Consider the following 17,840-nt stretch of genomic DNA (forward strand, 5'->3'; position numbering starts at 1 on the left):
GCTCAGTCCGGAGCCAGGGCCTGGGTGATCTGCCGGGTGGTCTGCGCGGCGACGCGCGCATCGACGGCGGCGTAGGCGACGTAGGCGTTCAGGCCGGTCGCCAGCGCCCAGCCGCGTCCGCGCAGCCAGGTGGCCTCGTCCACCTCCAGCGCCTCGCGGAAGGCGGAGCGGGCGCGGGGCGTCATCAGCGTGTAGGCGACCATCAGGTCGCAGGCCGGGTCGCCGACGCCCAGGCCGCCGAAGTCGATGACCGCGCTGAGCGCGCCGCCGGTGGTCAGCAGGTTGCCGGTGTGGAAGTCACCGTGGAACCACACCGGCGGGCCCGCCCAGCCTGGCGCCGCCAGCGCCGCGTCCCACACCGCGGTCATGGCCGCGGCGTCGAAGACCCCGGCCACCTGGGCGATCGCCGCCCGCGTCGCCCCATCCCGTACGGCCAGCAGCCCGCCGTCCGCGTGCTGATCCCCGTCCTCGGTGCCTTGAGCCGCGGGCTCGACCGCTGCGGTGGCCTGCGGAAACGGCGCCGGTTCGACGGCCTGGAGTGCCCGCAGGAACCCGGCCAGCTCGACGGCCGCTTCGACGGAGTCGCCCAGCCCCTCGACGGTCGCCACCTCGCCCTCAAGCCAGCGCGACACCGCCCACGGCCACGGGTACCCGAACCCCGGCTCGCCCACCGCGACCGGCTCCGGCACGGCCAACGGCAGGTGCGGCGCGAGCCGGGGCAGCCACTCCAGCTCCTTGGCCGCCTGCTCGATCGCGTCCGAATGCCGCGGCAGCCGTACGGCAAGCCCGTCACCGAGCCGGAAGATCATGTGGTCGGACCCGCCGGGCTCCACGAGCGTGAGCGGCAACCCCGACCACTGCGGGAACTGGGCCTCCACCAGCCGCGCGGCCAGCGCGGCATCGACCTGCGGACGGAACGACAAGCCGCCTCCCGGCGAACACGGAGCATGGACCCCTGATTGTCGCCCCAGACGCCGCGCCCGCACGACGGGTTTTCAGCCAGCCAGCGCCTCGCTCAGGTGCGCGCGGAAGCGGTGAGCCGCCTCCGACAGGTAGCCCCCCTCCCGCCAGTACAGCCGCAACACCCGGAAGGCCCCCGGCGCCAGCAGCCGGATGGCCGAGAAGCGAGGCCGCCCGGCCGCCATCGGCGAGTCGAGGTACCACGCGGGCCCGAACCCCACGCCGAGCCCGGCGGTGACCAGCTCGATGGCCGTCGCCGCCTCGTCGATCTCGCAGGCGACCACCAGCTCCAGCCCCGCCTCGGCGAAGAGCCGTTCGGCCAGCGTGCGCTGCCACAGGCCCGGCCGCGTGGTCACCACCGGTTCGCCGGCGACCTCGGCCATCGTCACCTCCCGCCGCCCGGCCAGCCGGTGCCCGAGCGGTACGGCGAGCACGACCTCCTCGCGCAGGAGCACCTCGTGGACCAGCCCCGGCCCGTCGAGCGTCTCGGAGGCCAGGCAGAAGTCGACCTGTCCCTCGCTCAGCCGCTCGGCCATCGCCGCGGGCGTCGCCTGGAACAGCCGGACCGCGACGCCGGGATGCTCGGCGAGGAAGCTCTTGACCGGTTCGGTGACCGTGAGCAGCGTCTCGGAGGCCAGCGAGACGCTGCCGTGGGTGAGCCCGGCGGCGTCGGTGAGCTCGCGTCTGGCGTCGTCCAGCTCGGCCAGCGCCCGGTCCACCCGGCGCAGGAACGCCGCGCCGAACCGGTTGAGCCGGATCCGGCGGCCCTGCCGGTCGAACAGCGGCACGCCCAGGTCGCCCTCCAGCCGGGCGATGGTCCGGCTGAGCGAGGGCTGGGCGACGCGGAGCTCCTCGGCCGCCCGGCTGATGTGCTCGTGCCGGGCCACGACCTGGAAGTAGCGCAGCGACAGCAGATCCATGATGCCTCTGACGTTATGGCTGCTCGGGAGAATCGATCCCGGACAGCATAGAACCGGGCGTGGCGCGCTAGAGGCCGAAGGAGTCGTGCGGTCCGGGCTTGGTGCTCGGCCGAGCCCTCGGCGGTCTCGGCGGGCAGCAGGCCCCGTGGCGGCGGTGCGCGGCGATCACCCCGGTGGCGTAGGGCAAGCACCCGGTAGCAGGCGGGCAGCTCCTCGCGCCGCGGCGGGCGGGCCTGAGGAGTCATGCCGGGCATCGCAGCACTCGATCACCCGGCCCTCAAGGGCCCGCCCGCGGCCGCGTTCAGCTGTTCTGCGCGTCCGTCTGGACGGTTCCGTCCTTGGCGTTCACCTTGACCTCGCGCTTGGCGCCGTCGGCGGTGACCACGTCGGCCTCCCAGACCGGCTTGCCGTCGTCGCTGTCCAGGTTCAGCTCGGTGATCCGGCCCTCGGGCACGGCCTCGGCCACCTTCTGCGCCGCTTCCTTGTAGTCGAGCGTGGCCGCCTTGACCAGGGCCGCCAGCTCGGCCTTGTCCGAGGCGTCGTCCTGCTCGGCGGCCGGTCCCGCGACCACGCGGCCGGAGGCGGCGTCCACGTCGAGCTGCTGCTCGGTGCCGTCCGGCTCCGCCAGGTGCACCTCCCAGACCTTGCCGTCGCCCTCGGCCTCGATCGAGATCAGCTTGGCGCCCTCCACCGCGGCCATGGCGGCCGCCGCGGCCTTCTCCAGGCCTTGCGTGTCCACCGGCCCGGACGCGCCCGCCGAGGGCGAGGACTCCGCCGGGTACGAGCCGGTCGGCTCACCCGACGGTGAGGCGGCCTGCCGCTCGGCCGCGAGACGCACCGCTGAACTGTCGCTGCCGGCCGATTGGCCGCCTGTGCCGCAGGCCGTGCCGCCGACGAGCGACGCCCCCAGCAGGACGATGCCGAGCAGGCCTGTCTTTCGGATTCCTTGTCGCATGTACGGCTTGCTCCCCGGGACTCGGCATAGGCAATACCAAGATTTCCTTTGCGCGGATCCCGCGTTTCATGGGAGCGGTCCGGTTTCTAGAACGTGTAGCGGGTGTGGCTGAACACCTGGCCGTCGTGCCCGAACCCGTAGGCCGTGCCGGGCGCCACCGCGAACAGCAGGTCGCCGCCCTTGCGGATGTTGTCGCCGAAGCCGAAGAACAGGCCGTCGGGCGAGGTGACATGCTCGCCGTACTGCTCCTCGAACGCGGCGATGACCTCGTCCTGCCGCGCCGGGTCGGTCACCTGCTCGGCCCTGCCCTCGACCACGATGTCGAGCCCCTCGGACAGGGACGCCTGCCCGGTGGTGAGGGCGCACTGCGGGTTGCCGGCCAGGTTCCTGGCCTTCTGCTCGGCCCGGCCGGTGCTGAAGTGCAGGGCCCCGTCGTGCCAGGCGGCGATCAGCGGCGTGACGTGCAGCCGGCCGTCGGGCCGTACGGTGGTGATCCAGAAGACCTCGGCCGCCCGCAGCCGGCGCTGGACCTCGGCCCAGTCGGTGGCGGTGACGTCCTCCGCCCCGGGGCGCGGGTGCAGCGCGGAGCTGTAGCGGGCGTCGAGTTCGGTCTTGGGCTGCTTCGCGGTCATGCGGGTCACTCCCTTCCCGAGCCGCCTACCCCGCCCACCGCGAGGGAACCGCCGGGCCGGGCGGGAGCCGGGCAGCCCTGGCGGCGGTACTTGCCGGGGGCCGTGCCGTACTCGCGCTTGAAGGCGTTGGCGAACGCGAACTCCGAGCCGTAGCCGATCGCCGCGGCGATCTCGCTCAGCGCGGCGTCGGTGTCGCGCAGCAGGCGCGCGGCCGTGCTCAGCCGCCACCAGGTCAGGTACGCGAGCGGCGGCCCACCCCTCGGCCCTGCAGTGCTTGGCCGGGGCGTCGAACCAGGCGCGCAGGATGTACGGCAGCAGCAGGTCCACGAGCGAGGAGACCACCAGGTCGGCGCCGGGGCCGCGGGTTGCGCAGGGCGACCGCCGACGTGATCACGCTGGAGGAGGTGCCGAGGCCCGGGCGGGTGAGGTGCTCGTCAAGGTGGCCGCGACCTCGTTCAGCCCGTCGGAGATCGGCCTGCGCCGTGGCCTGCTGCACGACGTGCTCGGCCTCACGCTCCCGCACCCGCTCGGCTGGGACGTGGCGGGGAATCGTGCTCACCGGCTCGGGCGATCTGGCCCCCGGTGGCCGGGCTGGCCGCGTGGCGGGCGGTGTTCGAGCACGCCCGCCTCCGCCCCGGCCACCGGGTGCTGATCAACCTGGCGCCCGGTGTGCCCGCGTCGGTTACAGAGCTGGCCGGCTCGTTCGTCTCCGTCACCCAGCCGATCGAGCACCGCGAGCCGTGCGGTTCGTGGCCCGAAACGAGCCCGGCCAGCTCGCCGAGCCGGTGACCTTGATCGACAAGGGCGTGGTGGCCGTCGAGGCGGAGACCCGCCCGCTGACGGCGCTGCTCGGCGTGCATCGCGCCGCCGAGCGCGGCCTCGTCCGCGGGAAGGTCACGCTGTCCGTGGAAGGGTGAGCGCCGGGGCTCAGGCCGGGACGGCGTCCGCCTCGGCGTCGCAGAACGGGCGGTAGCGCTCGTCCATCGACTGCTCGGCCGCGTCGATGTAGCCGGCCAGCGCGGCACGGGACCGGGTCAGCCGCTCGATCTGCTCGTCCAGGCGCTGGAGCCGGGAGCGGGTCGCGACCAGCAGCTCGGGGCAGGCCAGCAGCTCCGGCTCCTCCCCGGTCGCGCACGGCAGCAGGTAGGCGATCTCCTCGGAGGACAGCCCGGCCCCGAGCAGGTGCCGGATCTGCTTCACCCGCAGGATCGCGTCCTCCCCGTACTCGCGGTAGCCGTTCGAGCCGCGCTCCGGGGTCAGCAGCCCCTGGGCCTCGTAGTACCGCAACTGATGGGCGTTGACCTGCGTCCGGCGGCTCAGTTCCCCGATCAGCATCGAATCCCCCTTGACCTTCATACCAGCCTCAAGGTTGACGATAACCCCATGAACTGCACACCCAAGACCTCTGTGACCGTCCTCGGCCTGGGCCTCATGGGCCAGGCGCTGGCCGCCGCCTTCCTGCGGGCCGGGCACCCGACCACCGTGTGGAACCGCACGAGCGCCAAGGCCGACGCCCTGGTGGCCGAGGGCGCGTCGCTGGCCCCGAGCGTCGGCGCCGCGCTCAAGGCCGGCTCCTTGACCATCATCTGCCTCACCGACTACGAGGCCGTGCGCGAGCTGCTCCGCCCGAGCGAGGGCGAGCTCGCCGGCACGATGGTGATCAACCTGACCTCGGGCGACTCGGCCCAGGCCCGTGCCGCCGCCCGCTGGGCCGAGCAGCACGGCGCCGGCTATTTGGACGGCGCCATCATGGCCGTCCCGCCGGTGATCGGCACCCCGGAGGCGCTGATCCTGCTCAGCGGGCCGCAGGCGCACCACGAGAAGCACCGGGCGGCGCTCGGCTCGCTCGCCACCATCACCTATCTGGGCGAGGACCCCGGGCTGGCGGCGCTGTACGACGTGGCCGGGCTCGCCATGATGTGGAGCGTCCTGAACGCCTGGCTGCACGGCACGGCCCTGCTCAGGACGGCCGGCATCGACGCGGCCACCTTCGCGCCGTTCGCCCAGGAGCTCGCCACCGGCGTGGCCGGCTGGCTGCCCGGGTACGCCGAGCAGATCGACCGGGGCGCCTTCCCGGCCGAGGTGTCCGCCCTGGAGACCGACGTGCGGGCCATGTCCCACCTCCTCGAGGAGAGCGAGGCCGCGGGGATCAACGCCGAACTGCCGAGGCTGATCAAGGCGATCGCCGACCGGGGCATGGCGGCCGGGCACGGCGGCGAGCAGTACCCGGTGCTGATCGAGGAGTTCAGCAAGCCCACGGGCCGTTGACCGGTCAGTCGACCTTGCCGAGCTGGAGCCGCACGCCGTCCGACTTGATGCCCATCGTGTCGCGGTGGCGGCTCTTCCCGGTGCGCACGTCCACGACGGCGAAGCCCTTCGCGTCGTCGCCGTCCCTGAGCATGACCAGCACCTCGCGCCCGTTGAGCCACCGGTCCACCCCGGCGGCCAACGGCAGGCTTCCGCGCAGCGACGGCCGGTGGGCGGCGATCTTCCCGGTCCTGACGTCGATGCGGACCAGGCGCAGGTCCTCGGAGAGGCTGGCCAGGGTGCGGCCGTCGGGCGCCAGGGCGAACTCCCGCCCGAGCAGCCCGGCCGGGACGCGGAACCGTTTGACGGTCGACAGGTCCAGGTCGTTGAGGGCCAGCGTGGTGGTGGAGCGCCCGGTCACCAGCGACAGCCACCAGCCGTCGTCGCGCAGGGCGACGACCTGCTCGCTCGCGTTGTGGGTGAGGCCCGTCCGGAAGTCCAGGAAGGCGGTTCCCTCCCACTGGACGTCTTCCGACTCCTGGGGCTGGCCGGGGGAGGAGTCGCTGCCGTAGGCCACCCCGGCGAAGCGGCCGTCGGGGGAGAAGGTGAAGGCGGGCTCGCCGCCCCTGAACCGCACCTCGATCTCCTTGATCGCCCCGGTCGGCAGGTCGCGGACGAGGTAGCGGCCGTCGCCGGCGTCCACGTAGGCCAGCCGGTGGCCGTCCGAGCTCACCCTCAGCGCCTTCCCGGGGTGGGCGGCCGCGACCAGGAACTCCTTCCCGGCCGTCGTCACGATCCGCCAGCCGGGCGGCTCCAGCCCTTCCATGGCGTAGGCGTGCCGGATCGGGGCCGGCAGCTTGTCCGGCAACACGCCGGGCTCGTCGTCCGGTACCGTCTCGGGCGCGCTCAGCTCCGAAAGCGCCGAAGGCAGGGCTTGCGGTACGGCTGCCGCCGGCTGCGGGCGCGGCGCCAGCGCGAGGGCGCCGAACCGCAGCACGATGAACGCACTGACCCCGGCGACGGCCACGAGGCCTACGACGATCAAGACCGAGGAGAGCCGCCGCCGGGGCGCGGCTAAGGCCCCGTTCGGGTTGTCCATGATGATCCTCCTAGTGGATCGATCACTTAACCATGGACAGGCCGGCGACGGTGTCGCGGGCGGTGCGGGCGGCGCCGATGAGGGTGGCGGAGGCGGCGCCGGTCCAGTCGCCGTAGCCGAGGAGGTGGAGGCGGGGCTCGCCCACGGCCCGGGTGCCGTGGACCGGGATGTGCCCGCCGGCCGTACGCAGCCGCAGCGGGGACAGGTGGCCGAGGGCGGGGCGGAAGCCGGTGCACCAGATGATCGCGTCACACTCCAGGTGCGACCCGTCGGCCCAGGCCACGCCGGACGGGGTGAGCCGGGCGAACATCGGCTGGGCCTTGAGCACGCCCCGCTCCCGCGCCTCGCGGACCGGCGGGACGGCGACGATGTCGCCCAGGTCGCCACCCGCCGCGCCGCGGAGACGGCTGGTGGCGAGCTCGAACAGCGCCCGGCCGTCGAGCTCGTCGGGCAGCAGGCGGGGCGGGCGCAGGGTGACCCAGGTGGTGTCGGCGACGGTGGAGACCTCGGCGAGGATCTGCGCGCCGGAGTTGGCGCCGCCCACGACGACCACCCGCTGCCCGGCGAACCGTTCGGGCCCCCGGTAGCCGGCGGTGTGGATCTGGTCGCCCCGGAAGTCCCGCAGACCGGGATAGTGCGGGACGTAGGGGCGCGACCAGGTGCCGGTGGCGCTGATGACCGTGCGGGCCCGCCAGACGCCCGCGGGGGACTCGACGCGCAGCCGGTCGCCGTCCCGCCGCACGGCCTCGACCCGCGCGGGGCGGATCACGGGCAGGTCGTAACGCTGCTCGTAGCCGGTGAGGTAGGCGACCGTGTCGGCGGCGGACGGGTAGCCGCCGCCGGGCGGGGCGGGCATCATGCGGCCGGGCAGGGAGCTGTACTGGGCGGGGGAGAACAGCCGCAAGGACGGCCAGGCGTGCTGCCACGCGCCGCCGGGCGCGTCCTGCGCGTCGAGGATGACGAAGTCGGCCTTCGCGCGGCGCAGGTAGTACCCGGCGGCGAGCCCGGCCTGGCCGCCGCCGATCACGACCACGTCGGTCATCGCCCCTCCCCGATTCGAGCCGCTCCAGTTAAGGCCGTTGATTAGAGGGGTGTCAAATCAGCGGCGAGGGCGAGCCGCGTACACGGCCGCACCCGCGACCAGGTACAGCCCGGCCAGCACGCCGAGCGCCCCGGCGAGACCGCCCGGAAGCTCGACCGCGTAGGAGCCGAGCCCGGCGCCGAGGAACAACACGAAGCCGTTGACCGCCATCCCGGTGCCGCGCGCCGGATGGGCGGCCGCCCCCCACAGCGCGATCATCGCGGGCACCAGCAGGGCCACCCCGGCGACGAAGACGACGCTCGCGATCACCAGACCCGCCAGGCTGCCGCCCAGCACCGCCTCGCCGCCCAGCCCGGCCGCCGCGACGGTGAAGCCGAGAAGCGCGGTGCGCGGCACCCCCAGGCGTACGGCCAGCGGCCCCGCCAGGAGCGAGCAGAACAGCGCGGGCAACGCCGCCGCCCGGACCAGCATGATCTCCCCGGCGGACAGCTCGGCCTGGGCCAGGTGCGGCCCGAGCAGGCTGTACATCCCGACGAACCCGCCCAGCACCACCAGGTGCCCCGCGGCGAGCAGCAACGAGCCGGGCCGCACCGCGAACCGCACGAGCCCCGCGTAGCGGCCGGCCAAAGACTGCCCGGGCCGGTCCACCTCGGGCTCCCGGATGACGACGAAGGCGGCGAGCGTCAGCACGGCGAGCACGAGGCCGCCCGCGAGGAACGTCCCCCGCCAGCCGGTGAGCGCCGAGAGCGAGGTCGCGGCCACCTGCCCGAGAATGCCCGCGGTGAGGAAGGCGATCGAGATGGCCGCGATCGCCCTGGCCCGCCGGGGCGGAGGCAGTGCCTCACCCAGGTAGGCCAGAGCCGTCGGCGCGAAGGTCGCGGCGGCCAGTCCCTGCACGGCTCGCGCGACGGCGAGGACGCCCGTCGACGGGGCGAGGCTCACCGCGAACGTGGCGAGCGTGAGGGCCGCCAGGCCGTACACCAGGATGCGGCGGCGGCCGAAGTGGTCGGAGAGCGGCCCGTAGATCAGGAACCCGACCGCGTAGGCGAAGGAGTACCCCGCGGCCAGCGCCGCGGTCACCCCCTCCGGCCCGAGGTCGGCGGCGACCGGCTGGCGCAGCGGGATGGACGCGTACAACTGGATCAGCACGACCAGGGCGGTCCCGACCAGCAACGGGACCGTGCCGGCGCGCGGCGCGGACGGCCGGACGGCGGGCGGGGTGCTCACGATGGCAGACATCAATCTCCAACTCCAACGTTTTAGTTGGAAACACTGTAACGCGCCGCCCGGGATTTGCAACGCGAGCGTTGGATATGCTGCCGACATGGCCTGGAACACCGCCGAGACCAAGCGCCGGCTCAAGGAGTCCGCGACCGCCGAGTTCGCCGCGCACGGCCTCGGCGGCACCACCATGGAGCGCATCGCGCGCCGGGCCGGGATCAACAAGGAGCGGCTCTACACCTACTTCGGCGACAAGTCCAAGCTCTTCGCCGCGGTCCTGGCCGACGAGCTGAACAAGGTGGCCGCCGCCGTGCCGGTGGAGCACCTCGACGGGCCGGAAGCGGTCGGCGCCTACGCCGGGGCGGTCTTCGACTACCACGCCGCGCACCCGGAGCTGACCCGGCTCCTGCTGTGGGAGGGCCTGCTCGACCTGCCGCAGGTGCCCGAGGAGCCGGCCCGCGGCGAGACCTACCGCCGGAAGGTCGAGGCCTTCGACCGGGCGCAGCGGGCGAAGCTGATCAGCGACGACATCCCCGCGGCCGACCTCGCCTTCCTCGTCCTGGCCCTGGCCGGCTGGTGGTACGCGGTCCCGCAGATGGCCCGGATGATGCACCCGGGCGAGCCGTCGACGCCCGCCAGCAGCAGGACGGCCCTCACCCGCGCCGCCACCAAGCTGGCCACCCCGTTCACCGGCTGAGCAGCCGCTCCAGGGCGTCCAGGATGAGCTCGAAACCGAAGGCGAACTCCTCGGCGGGGGTGTAACCGGCCCGCTGCGCCTGCGCGACGGCCGTCTCCCGCAGGTGCGGGTACGACCCCTCGGCCAGCCGTTCGGCCAGCTCGCCCGCGGCCTCGTCGACCGCCTCGAAGGGGAGCTGGCGTTCCTGCAGCGTGAAGCCGTACACGTAGCTGTCGATCACCGAGACCGCGTGCACGGCCCCGGCGGTCGAGAAGCCAGCCCCGCGCAGGCAGCCGAGCACCGCGTCGTGGTGCCGCAACGTGGCCGGGCCGGTGGTGCGCCGCGACTCCATCAGGCCGAGCGCCCAGCTGTGCCGGGCGAGGGTCTCGCGGGCCGAGCCTGCTCGGCGGCGCATCGCCGTACGCCAGTCGAGCTCCGGGTCCGGGAGCTCGATCTCGGCGAACACCGCGTCGACGGTCCCGTCGAGGATCGCGTCCTTGTTGGCGACGTGGTGGTAGAGCGACATGGCCTCGACGCCGAGCTGCGTGGCGACGTTGCGCATGCTGACCGCCGCGACGCCGCGCTCGTCGGCGACGGCCACCGCCGCCTCGATCACGCGTTCCCGGCTGAGCTGCGGGCGTGCGGGCACTCGGACCTCCTGCTTGACGGCCTTACAGGCGTAAGTGTAGCGTCGGCCTCCTTCCTTACGGGTGTAAGGCAGTAGAGGAGCGGGATGTGCTGAAGACGGACAGAATGGCCGGTGTCCTGGCCCTCGCAGGCATGCTCGCCGGCGTGCTGAGCATCGTTCCGGTGCTGGAGGAGCCGGGGTTCCTCGCCCTCGTCCCGGCGCGGGAGGGCCAGCTCCTCCTCGGGGCCGTGGCGCAACTGGTGATGATCCCGGCCTACGCCGGGTTCGCGCTGTGCCTGCATCGGGCGCTGAAGGCCGAGAACGAGACGCTCGCCCTGGGCTTCGTCGGCTTCCGGCTGATCGCGGCGGCGTTCCACGTCGTGGGCGTGATCAGCCTGCCCCTGATCCTGCTGCTGGCCCGGCAGGAGGCCGCGCCCGACGTGGAGGTCCTGGCCGAGCTGCTGCGGAGCGGGCGCGACCTGGTCAACCACGTCGCGCTCATCATCGCGCTCGGCCTCGGCGACCTGCTGATGTTCGCCGTGTTCTTCCGGTCGAGGCTCGTTCCCCGCTGGTTGTCGGTCTGGGGCCTGCTCGGAGTGGGGCTCGCCATCGTGGCGAGCGTGCTCGTGCTGCTCGGGGTGACTGGTGTGGTCACCCCGTTCTACCTGGCCCTGAACGCGCCGCTGGCCGTGCAGACCCTGGTCCTGGCGCTCTGGCTGATCGTCCGGGGCCTCGGCCGGCCGGTCAGGTGAGCAGGCCCTCGTGCGGGCCGGCGGTGAAGGAGATGCGCCGGTACCACTCGTTGGCCAGCATCTGGGCGCGGGCCGGCTCCGGCAGCGAGGTCAGCAGGGTCATCGACGCGCCGCGCGCGACCTCCGACTCGTGGGCGTGCATGGCCGCCCACTTGACCTCGGCCCACCGGGCGACGTCGACATGGGCGCTGACCTGGTCGTCCGTAACGCCGGGCAGGGTCAGCCCGGGCGCGGGCGGCGACCCGAACACCGCCTCCCAGTGGGCGGCGACGACGGAGCGCGGGATGGTCGCCAGGTAGAGGGCCTTCGGCCGCCAGGGCTCGCCCGCCTCCGGGTAGAGCTGGTCGTAACCGGCCGCCTCGACCGCCGCCACGGTCACCCGGTGCGTGTGCACGTGGTCCTGATGGCCGGAGGACCCGTACCCGTCGAAGGTGAGCACGACATCCGGCCTGAACTCCCGGATGTGCGCCACCACCCGGCCCACCGCCTCGTCCAGCGGCACGTCCACGAAGCGGGGACTGCCCGGAGCCGACTCGGGCTTGCCCGCGTCGGCGTACCCGAGCAGCCGAGGCTCACCCGCGCCGAGGATCTCCAGCGAGCGCGCCAGCTCGGTCACCCGCACGCCCTCCGCCCACGTGCAGGTCAGCACCGCGGTCCTCGCGCCCTCGGCGGCGTACTTGGCGAGAGTCCCGCCCGTCCAGATCGCCTCGTCGTCCGGATGCGCGTAGACGCCCAGCACCCCGAGAGCCATCAGCCCACCCTGACGCCGCCCGCGAAGGGCGACGCCTGCCAGTGCTCGACGGCGGGCTTGAGGTAGTCCATCAACTGCGGCAACTGCGGGACCAGGCTGAGCGTGGCGATGACCCGCAGCATGCCGACCGCGTTGACGAAGGCCAGGACGTCCTTGTCCAGCGGCCTGAGGCCGTGGCGCTGCGCGCCGCGGTCGTAGGCGGCCTCGTACTCGGGCCCGAGCGCGGCCAGGTCCCACTCGACCGGACCCAGCGTGACCAGCTCGAAGTCGGCGTAGCGGTCGCCGTCCACGCCGGAGAAGATGTTGGCCGGCGGGGAGTCGCCGTGGATCGGCTGCAGGTCGATGCCCGGGAAGCGGGCCTCGAAGGCCTCGCGGGAGCGCACCAGGGGTTCGAGGATCTCCCACTCGCGGCGCGCGCGGTCGAGCTCGGCCGCGCCGATCAGGTCCGGCTGCCCGTCGAGCTGCGCGAGGGCGGCCTCGACGAAGTCCGGGTCGGCCGCGGACAGGAACTCCAGCCGCCCCGGGTAGTCACGCAGCGCCGCGTGCAGGCCGGCCACGCTCTCTGAGTTGGCCACGTAGTCCGGCTCCTTGGCCCGGTCCTCCGCGACGAGCTGCCAGAACGTCATCGAGAACCCGTCCCGCTGCACGGGCTCGCGCGGCACCAGCGGACTCGGGGCGAGCACCGGGACGCCCTGACCGTCGAGCCAGTGCGTCACGGCCAGCTCGTCCCGCTGGCGGCGCGCGACGCCCGCCAGGTCGTCCGTGCTCGGCAGGACGGTCGGCATCCTGGCCACGACCGGCGCGGGCGCGAGGTGGACCACGACGGAGAACAGGTCGTGGAGCACCACGGGGTCGGTCACGGTCAGGCCGAGCTCCCGCCCGGCCGCGACAGCCGCCTCCACGGCGGCGGAGGTCCGGGCGGCCAACTGATCCGGTGTCAGGAAGGTGGTCATGGCTCCCATCTTTCCAGCACCGCCGCCCGGGCAAGATCCCGACGCCTTCTGCACTAGTGCACAGAGGAGCCTTTCCCCTTGTCGGAGCGGGATTGCCGTCGTCCCTGCGTACGGTGTCCCCATGAGATACCTCGAAGGGGACTTCGCCCCCGTCACCGAAGAGATCACCGCTTTCGACCTGCCGGTCACCGGCCGCATCCCCGCCGAGCTGAACGGCCGCTACCTGCGCAACGGGCCCAACGCCCTGGGCGTGGAGGACCCGGCCGTGCACATCTGGGGCATGGGCCAGGGCATGGTCCACGGGGTACGGCTGCGCGAGGGCCGGGCCGAGTGGTACCGCAACCGCTTCGTCCGCACGCCGGGGTTCGCCCCCATAGTGAACGTGATCGAGCATGCCGGCCGTACCTTCGCGATGGCCGAAGGCGGCCTGCCGCCGGCCGAGCTGGACGCGGAGCTCGACACCGTGGGGCTGTGCGCCCTGGGCGGCACCGCGGAGGGCTTCACCGCCGGGGCGCACTCCAAGCACGACCCGCGCACCGGCGAGCTGCACTCCCTGTCGTACATGCCGGGGCACGCCTTCGTGCAGCACATCGTGACCGACGCCGGGGGCACGGTCGTCCGGAGCGTCAGCATCCCCATGGCCCGCACGCCGTTCCTGCACGACTTCGCGCTCACCGAGAACCACGTCGTGCTGTGGGACACCCCGCTCGGCTTCGACGGGTTCGAGTGCCGGTGGGAGCCCGGCCGGCCGACCCGGGTGGGCGTGATGCCCCGCGCCGGGGGCGAGGTGCGCTGGCACGAGATCGAGCCGGTCCACGTCAGCCACACGCTCAACGCCTACGACGACGGCGGGTCGGTGGTGGTCGACCTGGTCACCGCCCAGGGCCCGTTCGACCCGGCCGACCCGGGCGCGATCCGGCCCGTCCTGGACCGCTGGACGATCACTCAAAACGCCCTCCACCAGCGGCGCGTCGACGACCGGCCGCAGGACTTCCCCCGGGTGAACGAGGCCCGGCTGACCCGGCCCTACCGCTACGGCTACTCGGCCGCGACCTCGTTCTACGGGATGCCGTCCGTGCCCGAGGGCGCGCCGCCGGACGACGCCTTCGTCAACGCCCTGGTCAAGCACGACCTGGAGCGGGGGACCGCCGAGGTGCACGCCTTCGGCCGGGACGAGGCGACCGGCGAGGCCGTGTTCGCCGCAGCGGGGGAGGGCGAGGACGACGGCTACCTGCTCGCCTACGTGCACAACCCGGCGCGCGGCGCGGGCGACCTGGTGATCCTCTCGGCCCAGGACTTCACCGGCGAGCCCGTCGCCCGCGTCCACCTGCCCGCCCGGGTGCCGCTCGGCCTGCACGGCAACTGGCTGCCCGACCGCTGAGGCGTGACAGCATGACCGGTGTGAGCGATCCGCATCCGCCGTACCTCCGGATCGTCGCCGAGATCGAGCGCCGCATCGCCGACGGCGAGCTGCGGCCCGGCGACCCCGTCCCGACCACCCGGGCGATCATGCACGACTGGGGCGTGGCGATGGCGACGGCCACCAAGGCGCTGGCCGCGCTCAAGCAGGCGGGCGCGATCGAGTCGAAGCCCCGCGTCGGCGCGGTGGTCGCTTCGCGCCGGCTTCCCTCCCGTACGGCAGGCGGCATCGCACGGGACCGCGTCGTCCGCGTGGCCATGGAGATCGCCGACGCCGACGGGCTGGCCGGCCTGTCCATGCGGGCCGTGGCCGCCAAGCTCGGCGTCGCCACCATGACCCTCTACCGGCACCTGGAGGCCAAGGCCGAGCTCACGCACCTGATCGCCGAGGCCGCCTTCGCCGAGATCGTCTACCCGGAGCCGCCGCCGGGCTGGCGTTCCCACCTGCGGGTGGCCGCCCAGCTCCAATGGGCGGCCTACCAGCGCCACCCCTGGCTGCCCCGGCTGGTGTCCATCACCCGCCCGGCGATGCTGCCCGCGCAGCTCGCGTACGGCGTGTGGACCCTGCGCGCCCTCGACGGCCTCGGGCTCGACCCGACCACCCGCATGCACGTGTACGGCACGCTGGTGAACTACGTGCGAGGCACGGCGATCAACATCGAGAGCGAGGCCGCCGCCGAACTGGACACCGGGATGACCAGCATCCAGTGGGGCAGGGCCCGGCTGTCGGCCGAGGGGCCGCTGGTCGCCCAGGTCGCCGGGGCCGACGCGGAACTCGACCTGGAGTCGCTGTTCGCCTTCGGCCTCGAACGGGTCCTGGACGGCCTCACCTTCGTGATCACCCCCCACCGCCGGGGCTGACCCCGGGTCCTGAGCCTACGAAGCGGTCTGGTCGGTGGACTGGTCCATGACGATGAGCGTCGCGCCGCCCGGATCCCGGTAGGTGGCCTGGAAGCCGCCGGGGATCTCCGCGGGCTCCTCGACGACGGCGAGCGTCTCCGGGCGGGCCGCGTGGAAGGCCTCGACGCTCTCGACCACGAACACCGGCGCGACCGGCGCGGACGAGTCGTGCGTGTCCAGCATGATCTGCACGTCCGAGCCCGGCAGGCCCAGCGCGACGGTGGTGTCGCCCTCGCGCCACTGCTCGCTGAAGCCGAGGCTGTCGCGGTAGAGGGCGAGCGAGGCCTTGAGGTCGGAGGTCGGGATGAACAGGAACTCGAGCTTCATGGGAGCTGCCTCCTGGTCGTAACTGGATTTCCTCTGAGCATAACGGCATTATGGTGGCGTGCGCGAATGGATCCCGGTTTCGACGTCCCCCAAGGGCCGACTCGTCCTCGCCGCGGTCAAGGAGTTCGGCGCCCGGCCTTTCGAGGAGGTGACGGTCGCCGAACTGGCGGCGGCGGCCAAGGTCACCACCGGCGCGCTCTACCACCACTTCGGCAGCAAGCTCGGCCTGTACGCCTTCGTCCGCGACGACGTCGAACGCCGCCTGCTGGACCGCATGGAGGGCGCCCTGGCCGCCGCCTCCCCGACGTCCCCCAGCCCTGACGGGCCGGCGCCCGTCAACTCGGCCGCCGTGATGTCCGCCCTGCTGGTCGGCCTCGACTTCGCGGTGCGGGAGAACTTCCTGCACATCCTGGGCGAGCCACCCTCCGGCACCGCCCAGGATGCCCTCGCCGACCTGCTCGGCCGCCACGCCCCGGCGCCCCTGCTGGGCCGCATCCTCGCCGCCGCCTGGCGCGCCGCCCTCGCCGCGATCGCCGACGGCGCCCCGCCCGGCCAGGCTCGCGCCGCCCTCGCCGCCCTCCACCTCCGGTCACCCGGCTGACCTCTACCGGTGGGGAACCGACCCGACCAGCCCTCCGTCGACCACCAGGTCCTGCCCGGTGATGTAGGACGCGTCATCGGAGGCCAGGAACGCCACGGCGGCGGCCACCTCGGCAGCGTGCCCGATGGAGCCCAGTGGCACCTCGGCCGCGTTACGCCGGTCGGCCTCCGGGTCCGGGTTGGCCCCGCGGTACATCTCGGTGTCGATGTAACCCGGGCTGACCGAGTTGACGCGGATGCCGCGCGGCGCCAGCTCGGATCCCAGCGTGCGGGCCAGGTTGTGCACCGCGGCCTTGGTCGCCGAGTAGACCGAGGCGACCGGCAGCCCGCGGTGGATCGTCCACGAGGCGTTCAGCACGATCGCGCCGCCCTCCTTCAGCAGCGGGAGCGCCTTCTGCACGGTGAAGTAGACCCCCTTGAAGTTGACGTCGCTCGCCTGGTCGAAGTCGGCTTCGGTCAGCTCGGAGCTCAGTTTGAAGACGCCGGTGCCGGCGTTGGCGAAGACCGCGTCGAGGCCGCCGCGCCACGTCTCGACCCGGCGCATCAGCCGGTCCAGGTCGGCCAGGTCGGCGGCGTCGGCGCGGACGGTCAGCAGGCGCGGCCCGGCGTCGAGCTCGGCGGCGGCCCGCCGCAGCCGGGCCTCGTCGCGGCCGGTGATGACGACGTAGGCGCCCTCGTCGAGCAGGCGGCGGGCGGTGGCCAGGCCCATGCCCGAGGTGCCGCCGGTGATCAGGACTGTGCGGTTGGTGAAGCGTTCCATGACCATCATCCTGGGCGGCTCGCCGCCGGACCGGCAGTGCGTGACGAACCTGGGTCCGTCACCACCACCTTCCGGCCCGCCTCACCCGACGGCGGCCCCCAGGAGGGCGGCGAGGCGCTGCTCGGTGTCCGTGCCCGCCGCGGGCGTGTGCAGCAGCAGGCGGTGACCCGGAAGGTCGGGGAGGGTCAGCGTGGCGTAGTCGAAGGTCAGCTCACCCACGTCCGGGTGCAGGACGGTCTTCCTGCCGGTGCTCGCGCCTCGGATGTCGTGCTCGGCCCAGATCTCGGCGAACTCCGGACTGACCGCGCACAGGTCCGCCGCCAGGCGCCCGAACTCCGCGTCGTCGGGGTAGCGGGCGGCATCCGCCCGGAACTGGCCCGCGATGGCGTGGGCGGCATCGCGCCAGTGCAGCAACGACGAACGGAAGCGGGCGCCGGCGAAGAAGGTGACCAGGCAGTTGTGGTCGTCCTCGCCGTACCCGAAGACCGCCTCGGCCGCCCGGTTGACCGCCACCAGGTTCCAGTGCCGGTCCAGCAGGTAGGCCGGGCGCGGCAACCAGGAGTCGATCACCTGGCGCAACCCGTCCGGCACCCGCCGGACCGCCACCGGTGGCGCCTGTGGCGGGTTGAGACCGGCCAGCAGGTAGAGGTGTTCCCGTTCGGCCGCGTCCAGGCGGAGCACCCGGGCGATCGCGTCCAGGACCTCGCCGGACACGTTGATCTCGCGGCCCTGCTCCAGCCACGTGTACCAGGACACGCCCACCCCGGCCAGGACCGCGACCTCCTCGCGCCGCAACCCCGGGGTACGGCGCGCGCGGCTGTCCCCAGCGGCCAGCCCCGCCTCGACCGGGGTGACCCTGGCCCGGCGCGAGCGCAGGAACTCCCGCATCTCCGCGGACCGCCTGGCCCGCGCTTCGGCGGGCAGCTTCGCGATGTGCACGAACGCCATGCTAGGCCCAGCCCCGAAGCCGCCCAGTCCGAGGCCCGGGCCAACCTGTC

Annotated in this window: 23 protein-coding genes; 8 read left to right on the forward strand and 15 right to left on the reverse strand. The window is 73.4% G+C overall.

Going from position 1 to position 17,840, the window contains the following annotated elements:
* Positions 1-2: 2 nt before the first annotated feature.
* From AB0I67_RS15665 to AB0I67_RS15685, 5 genes are all read right to left on the reverse strand, one after another.
* Positions 3-923, reverse strand: a complete 921-nt coding sequence (locus tag AB0I67_RS15665; protein WP_357923526.1) for an aminoglycoside phosphotransferase family protein — start codon at positions 921-923, stop codon at positions 3-5.
* A gap of 72 nt (positions 924-995) precedes the next feature.
* Entirely contained in the window at positions 996-1,880 is an 885-nt protein-coding gene (locus AB0I67_RS15670; RefSeq protein ID WP_357923528.1) for a LysR substrate-binding domain-containing protein, read from the reverse strand.
* Positions 1,881-2,181: 301 nt separating this feature from the next.
* Positions 2,182-2,835 (reverse strand): PepSY domain-containing protein, encoded by a 654-nt coding sequence (locus tag AB0I67_RS15675; RefSeq protein WP_357923530.1) that lies wholly within the window; start codon positions 2,833-2,835, stop codon positions 2,182-2,184.
* A gap of 86 nt (positions 2,836-2,921) precedes the next feature.
* The gene (locus AB0I67_RS15680; RefSeq protein ID WP_357923532.1) at positions 2,922-3,467 is read right to left on the reverse strand and encodes a pyridoxamine 5'-phosphate oxidase family protein; all 546 of its coding nucleotides are present in this window, start codon (positions 3,465-3,467) and stop codon (positions 2,922-2,924) included.
* Between the two features lie 5 nt (positions 3,468-3,472).
* Positions 3,473-3,703 (reverse strand): helix-turn-helix domain-containing protein, encoded by a 231-nt coding sequence (locus AB0I67_RS15685; RefSeq protein WP_357924069.1) that lies wholly within the window; start codon positions 3,701-3,703, stop codon positions 3,473-3,475.
* Between the two features lie 191 nt (positions 3,704-3,894).
* On the opposite strand from AB0I67_RS15685, the gene AB0I67_RS15690 reads away from it, so the two are divergent.
* Positions 3,895-4,119: a hypothetical protein gene (locus tag AB0I67_RS15690; RefSeq protein ID WP_357923534.1), complete on the forward strand. Its 225-nt coding sequence runs from the start codon at positions 3,895-3,897 to the stop codon at positions 4,117-4,119.
* Between the two features lie 97 nt (positions 4,120-4,216).
* Entirely contained in the window at positions 4,217-4,384 is a 168-nt protein-coding gene (locus AB0I67_RS15695) for a hypothetical protein (RefSeq protein WP_357923536.1), read from the forward strand.
* 10 nt (positions 4,385-4,394) lie between these two features.
* Here AB0I67_RS15695 and AB0I67_RS15700 read toward each other — a convergent pair whose 3' ends face one another.
* Positions 4,395-4,802: a MerR family transcriptional regulator gene (locus AB0I67_RS15700; protein ID WP_357923538.1), complete on the reverse strand. Its 408-nt coding sequence runs from the start codon at positions 4,800-4,802 to the stop codon at positions 4,395-4,397.
* A 48-nt stretch (positions 4,803-4,850) separates the two neighbouring features.
* Here AB0I67_RS15700 and AB0I67_RS15705 point away from each other — a divergent pair, with 48 nt between their 5' ends.
* Positions 4,851-5,735, forward strand: coding sequence for an NAD(P)-binding domain-containing protein (locus AB0I67_RS15705; RefSeq protein ID WP_357923540.1), 885 nt, complete (start codon positions 4,851-4,853; stop codon positions 5,733-5,735).
* Positions 5,736-5,739: 4 nt separating this feature from the next.
* On the opposite strand, the gene AB0I67_RS15710 is transcribed toward AB0I67_RS15705, so the two are convergent.
* From AB0I67_RS15710 to AB0I67_RS15720, 3 genes are read right to left on the reverse strand one after another with little or no spacing between them, the layout of a single operon-like run.
* Positions 5,740-6,813: a hypothetical protein gene (locus AB0I67_RS15710; RefSeq protein ID WP_357923542.1), complete on the reverse strand. Its 1,074-nt coding sequence runs from the start codon at positions 6,811-6,813 to the stop codon at positions 5,740-5,742.
* Between the two features lie 22 nt (positions 6,814-6,835).
* Positions 6,836-7,855, reverse strand: a complete 1,020-nt coding sequence (locus AB0I67_RS15715) for an ArsO family NAD(P)H-dependent flavin-containing monooxygenase (RefSeq protein ID WP_357923544.1) — start codon at positions 7,853-7,855, stop codon at positions 6,836-6,838.
* A 57-nt stretch (positions 7,856-7,912) separates the two neighbouring features.
* On the reverse strand, positions 7,913-9,094 hold the full coding sequence (locus AB0I67_RS15720; RefSeq protein ID WP_357923546.1) for an MFS transporter: 1,182 nt from the start codon (positions 9,092-9,094) through the stop codon (positions 7,913-7,915).
* 85 nt (positions 9,095-9,179) lie between these two features.
* Between AB0I67_RS15720 and AB0I67_RS15725 the strand changes: the two genes are divergently transcribed.
* Positions 9,180-9,773, forward strand: coding sequence for a TetR family transcriptional regulator (locus AB0I67_RS15725; protein WP_357923547.1), 594 nt, complete (start codon positions 9,180-9,182; stop codon positions 9,771-9,773).
* Here the strand turns inward: AB0I67_RS15725 and AB0I67_RS15730 are convergent.
* Positions 9,763-10,401, reverse strand: coding sequence for a TetR/AcrR family transcriptional regulator (locus tag AB0I67_RS15730; protein ID WP_357923549.1), 639 nt, complete (start codon positions 10,399-10,401; stop codon positions 9,763-9,765). The two genes, AB0I67_RS15725 and AB0I67_RS15730, sit on opposite strands and share 11 nt — an antisense overlap.
* 86 nt (positions 10,402-10,487) lie before the next feature.
* Here AB0I67_RS15730 and AB0I67_RS15735 point away from each other — a divergent pair, with 86 nt between their 5' ends.
* The gene (locus AB0I67_RS15735) at positions 10,488-11,132 is read left to right on the forward strand and encodes a DUF4386 domain-containing protein (RefSeq protein WP_357923551.1); all 645 of its coding nucleotides are present in this window, start codon (positions 10,488-10,490) and stop codon (positions 11,130-11,132) included.
* On the opposite strand, the gene AB0I67_RS15740 is transcribed toward AB0I67_RS15735, so the two are convergent.
* Positions 11,125-11,883, reverse strand: coding sequence for a PIG-L family deacetylase (locus tag AB0I67_RS15740; RefSeq protein WP_357923553.1), 759 nt, complete (start codon positions 11,881-11,883; stop codon positions 11,125-11,127). The genes AB0I67_RS15735 and AB0I67_RS15740 overlap by 8 nt on opposite strands.
* On the reverse strand, positions 11,883-12,836 hold the full coding sequence (locus AB0I67_RS15745; protein WP_357923554.1) for an aminoglycoside phosphotransferase family protein: 954 nt from the start codon (positions 12,834-12,836) through the stop codon (positions 11,883-11,885). The genes AB0I67_RS15740 and AB0I67_RS15745 overlap by 1 nt, the downstream gene beginning before the upstream one ends.
* A gap of 121 nt (positions 12,837-12,957) precedes the next feature.
* Here AB0I67_RS15745 and AB0I67_RS15750 point away from each other — a divergent pair, with 121 nt between their 5' ends.
* Complete coding sequence (locus AB0I67_RS15750) at positions 12,958-14,217, forward strand: carotenoid oxygenase family protein (RefSeq protein WP_357923556.1); 1,260 nt, start codon at positions 12,958-12,960, stop codon at positions 14,215-14,217.
* 20 nt (positions 14,218-14,237) lie between these two features.
* Positions 14,238-15,116: a GntR family transcriptional regulator gene (locus tag AB0I67_RS15755; RefSeq protein ID WP_357923557.1), complete on the forward strand. Its 879-nt coding sequence runs from the start codon at positions 14,238-14,240 to the stop codon at positions 15,114-15,116.
* 15 nt (positions 15,117-15,131) lie between these two features.
* Here the strand turns inward: AB0I67_RS15755 and AB0I67_RS15760 are convergent, their stop codons facing one another.
* Positions 15,132-15,482, reverse strand: a complete 351-nt coding sequence (locus AB0I67_RS15760; protein ID WP_357923559.1) for a VOC family protein — start codon at positions 15,480-15,482, stop codon at positions 15,132-15,134.
* 58 nt (positions 15,483-15,540) lie between these two features.
* Between AB0I67_RS15760 and AB0I67_RS15765 the strand changes: the two genes are divergently transcribed.
* A complete protein-coding gene (locus AB0I67_RS15765) occupies positions 15,541-16,083 on the forward strand; it encodes a TetR/AcrR family transcriptional regulator (protein WP_357923561.1) in 543 nt (180 codons plus the stop codon).
* Positions 16,084-16,086: 3 nt separating this feature from the next.
* Here AB0I67_RS15765 and AB0I67_RS15770 read toward each other — a convergent pair whose 3' ends face one another.
* Positions 16,087-16,842, reverse strand: coding sequence for a glucose 1-dehydrogenase (locus tag AB0I67_RS15770; RefSeq protein WP_357923563.1), 756 nt, complete (start codon positions 16,840-16,842; stop codon positions 16,087-16,089).
* An 81-nt stretch (positions 16,843-16,923) separates the two neighbouring features.
* Positions 16,924-17,781, reverse strand: a complete 858-nt coding sequence (locus AB0I67_RS15775; RefSeq protein ID WP_357923565.1) for a helix-turn-helix transcriptional regulator — start codon at positions 17,779-17,781, stop codon at positions 16,924-16,926.
* Between the last annotated feature and the right edge of the window lie 59 nt (positions 17,782-17,840).

Origin of the sequence: Nonomuraea sp. NPDC050310 (assembly GCF_040655795.1) — a bacterium.
Taxonomy (GTDB): Bacteria; Actinomycetota; Actinomycetes; order Streptosporangiales; family Streptosporangiaceae; genus Nonomuraea.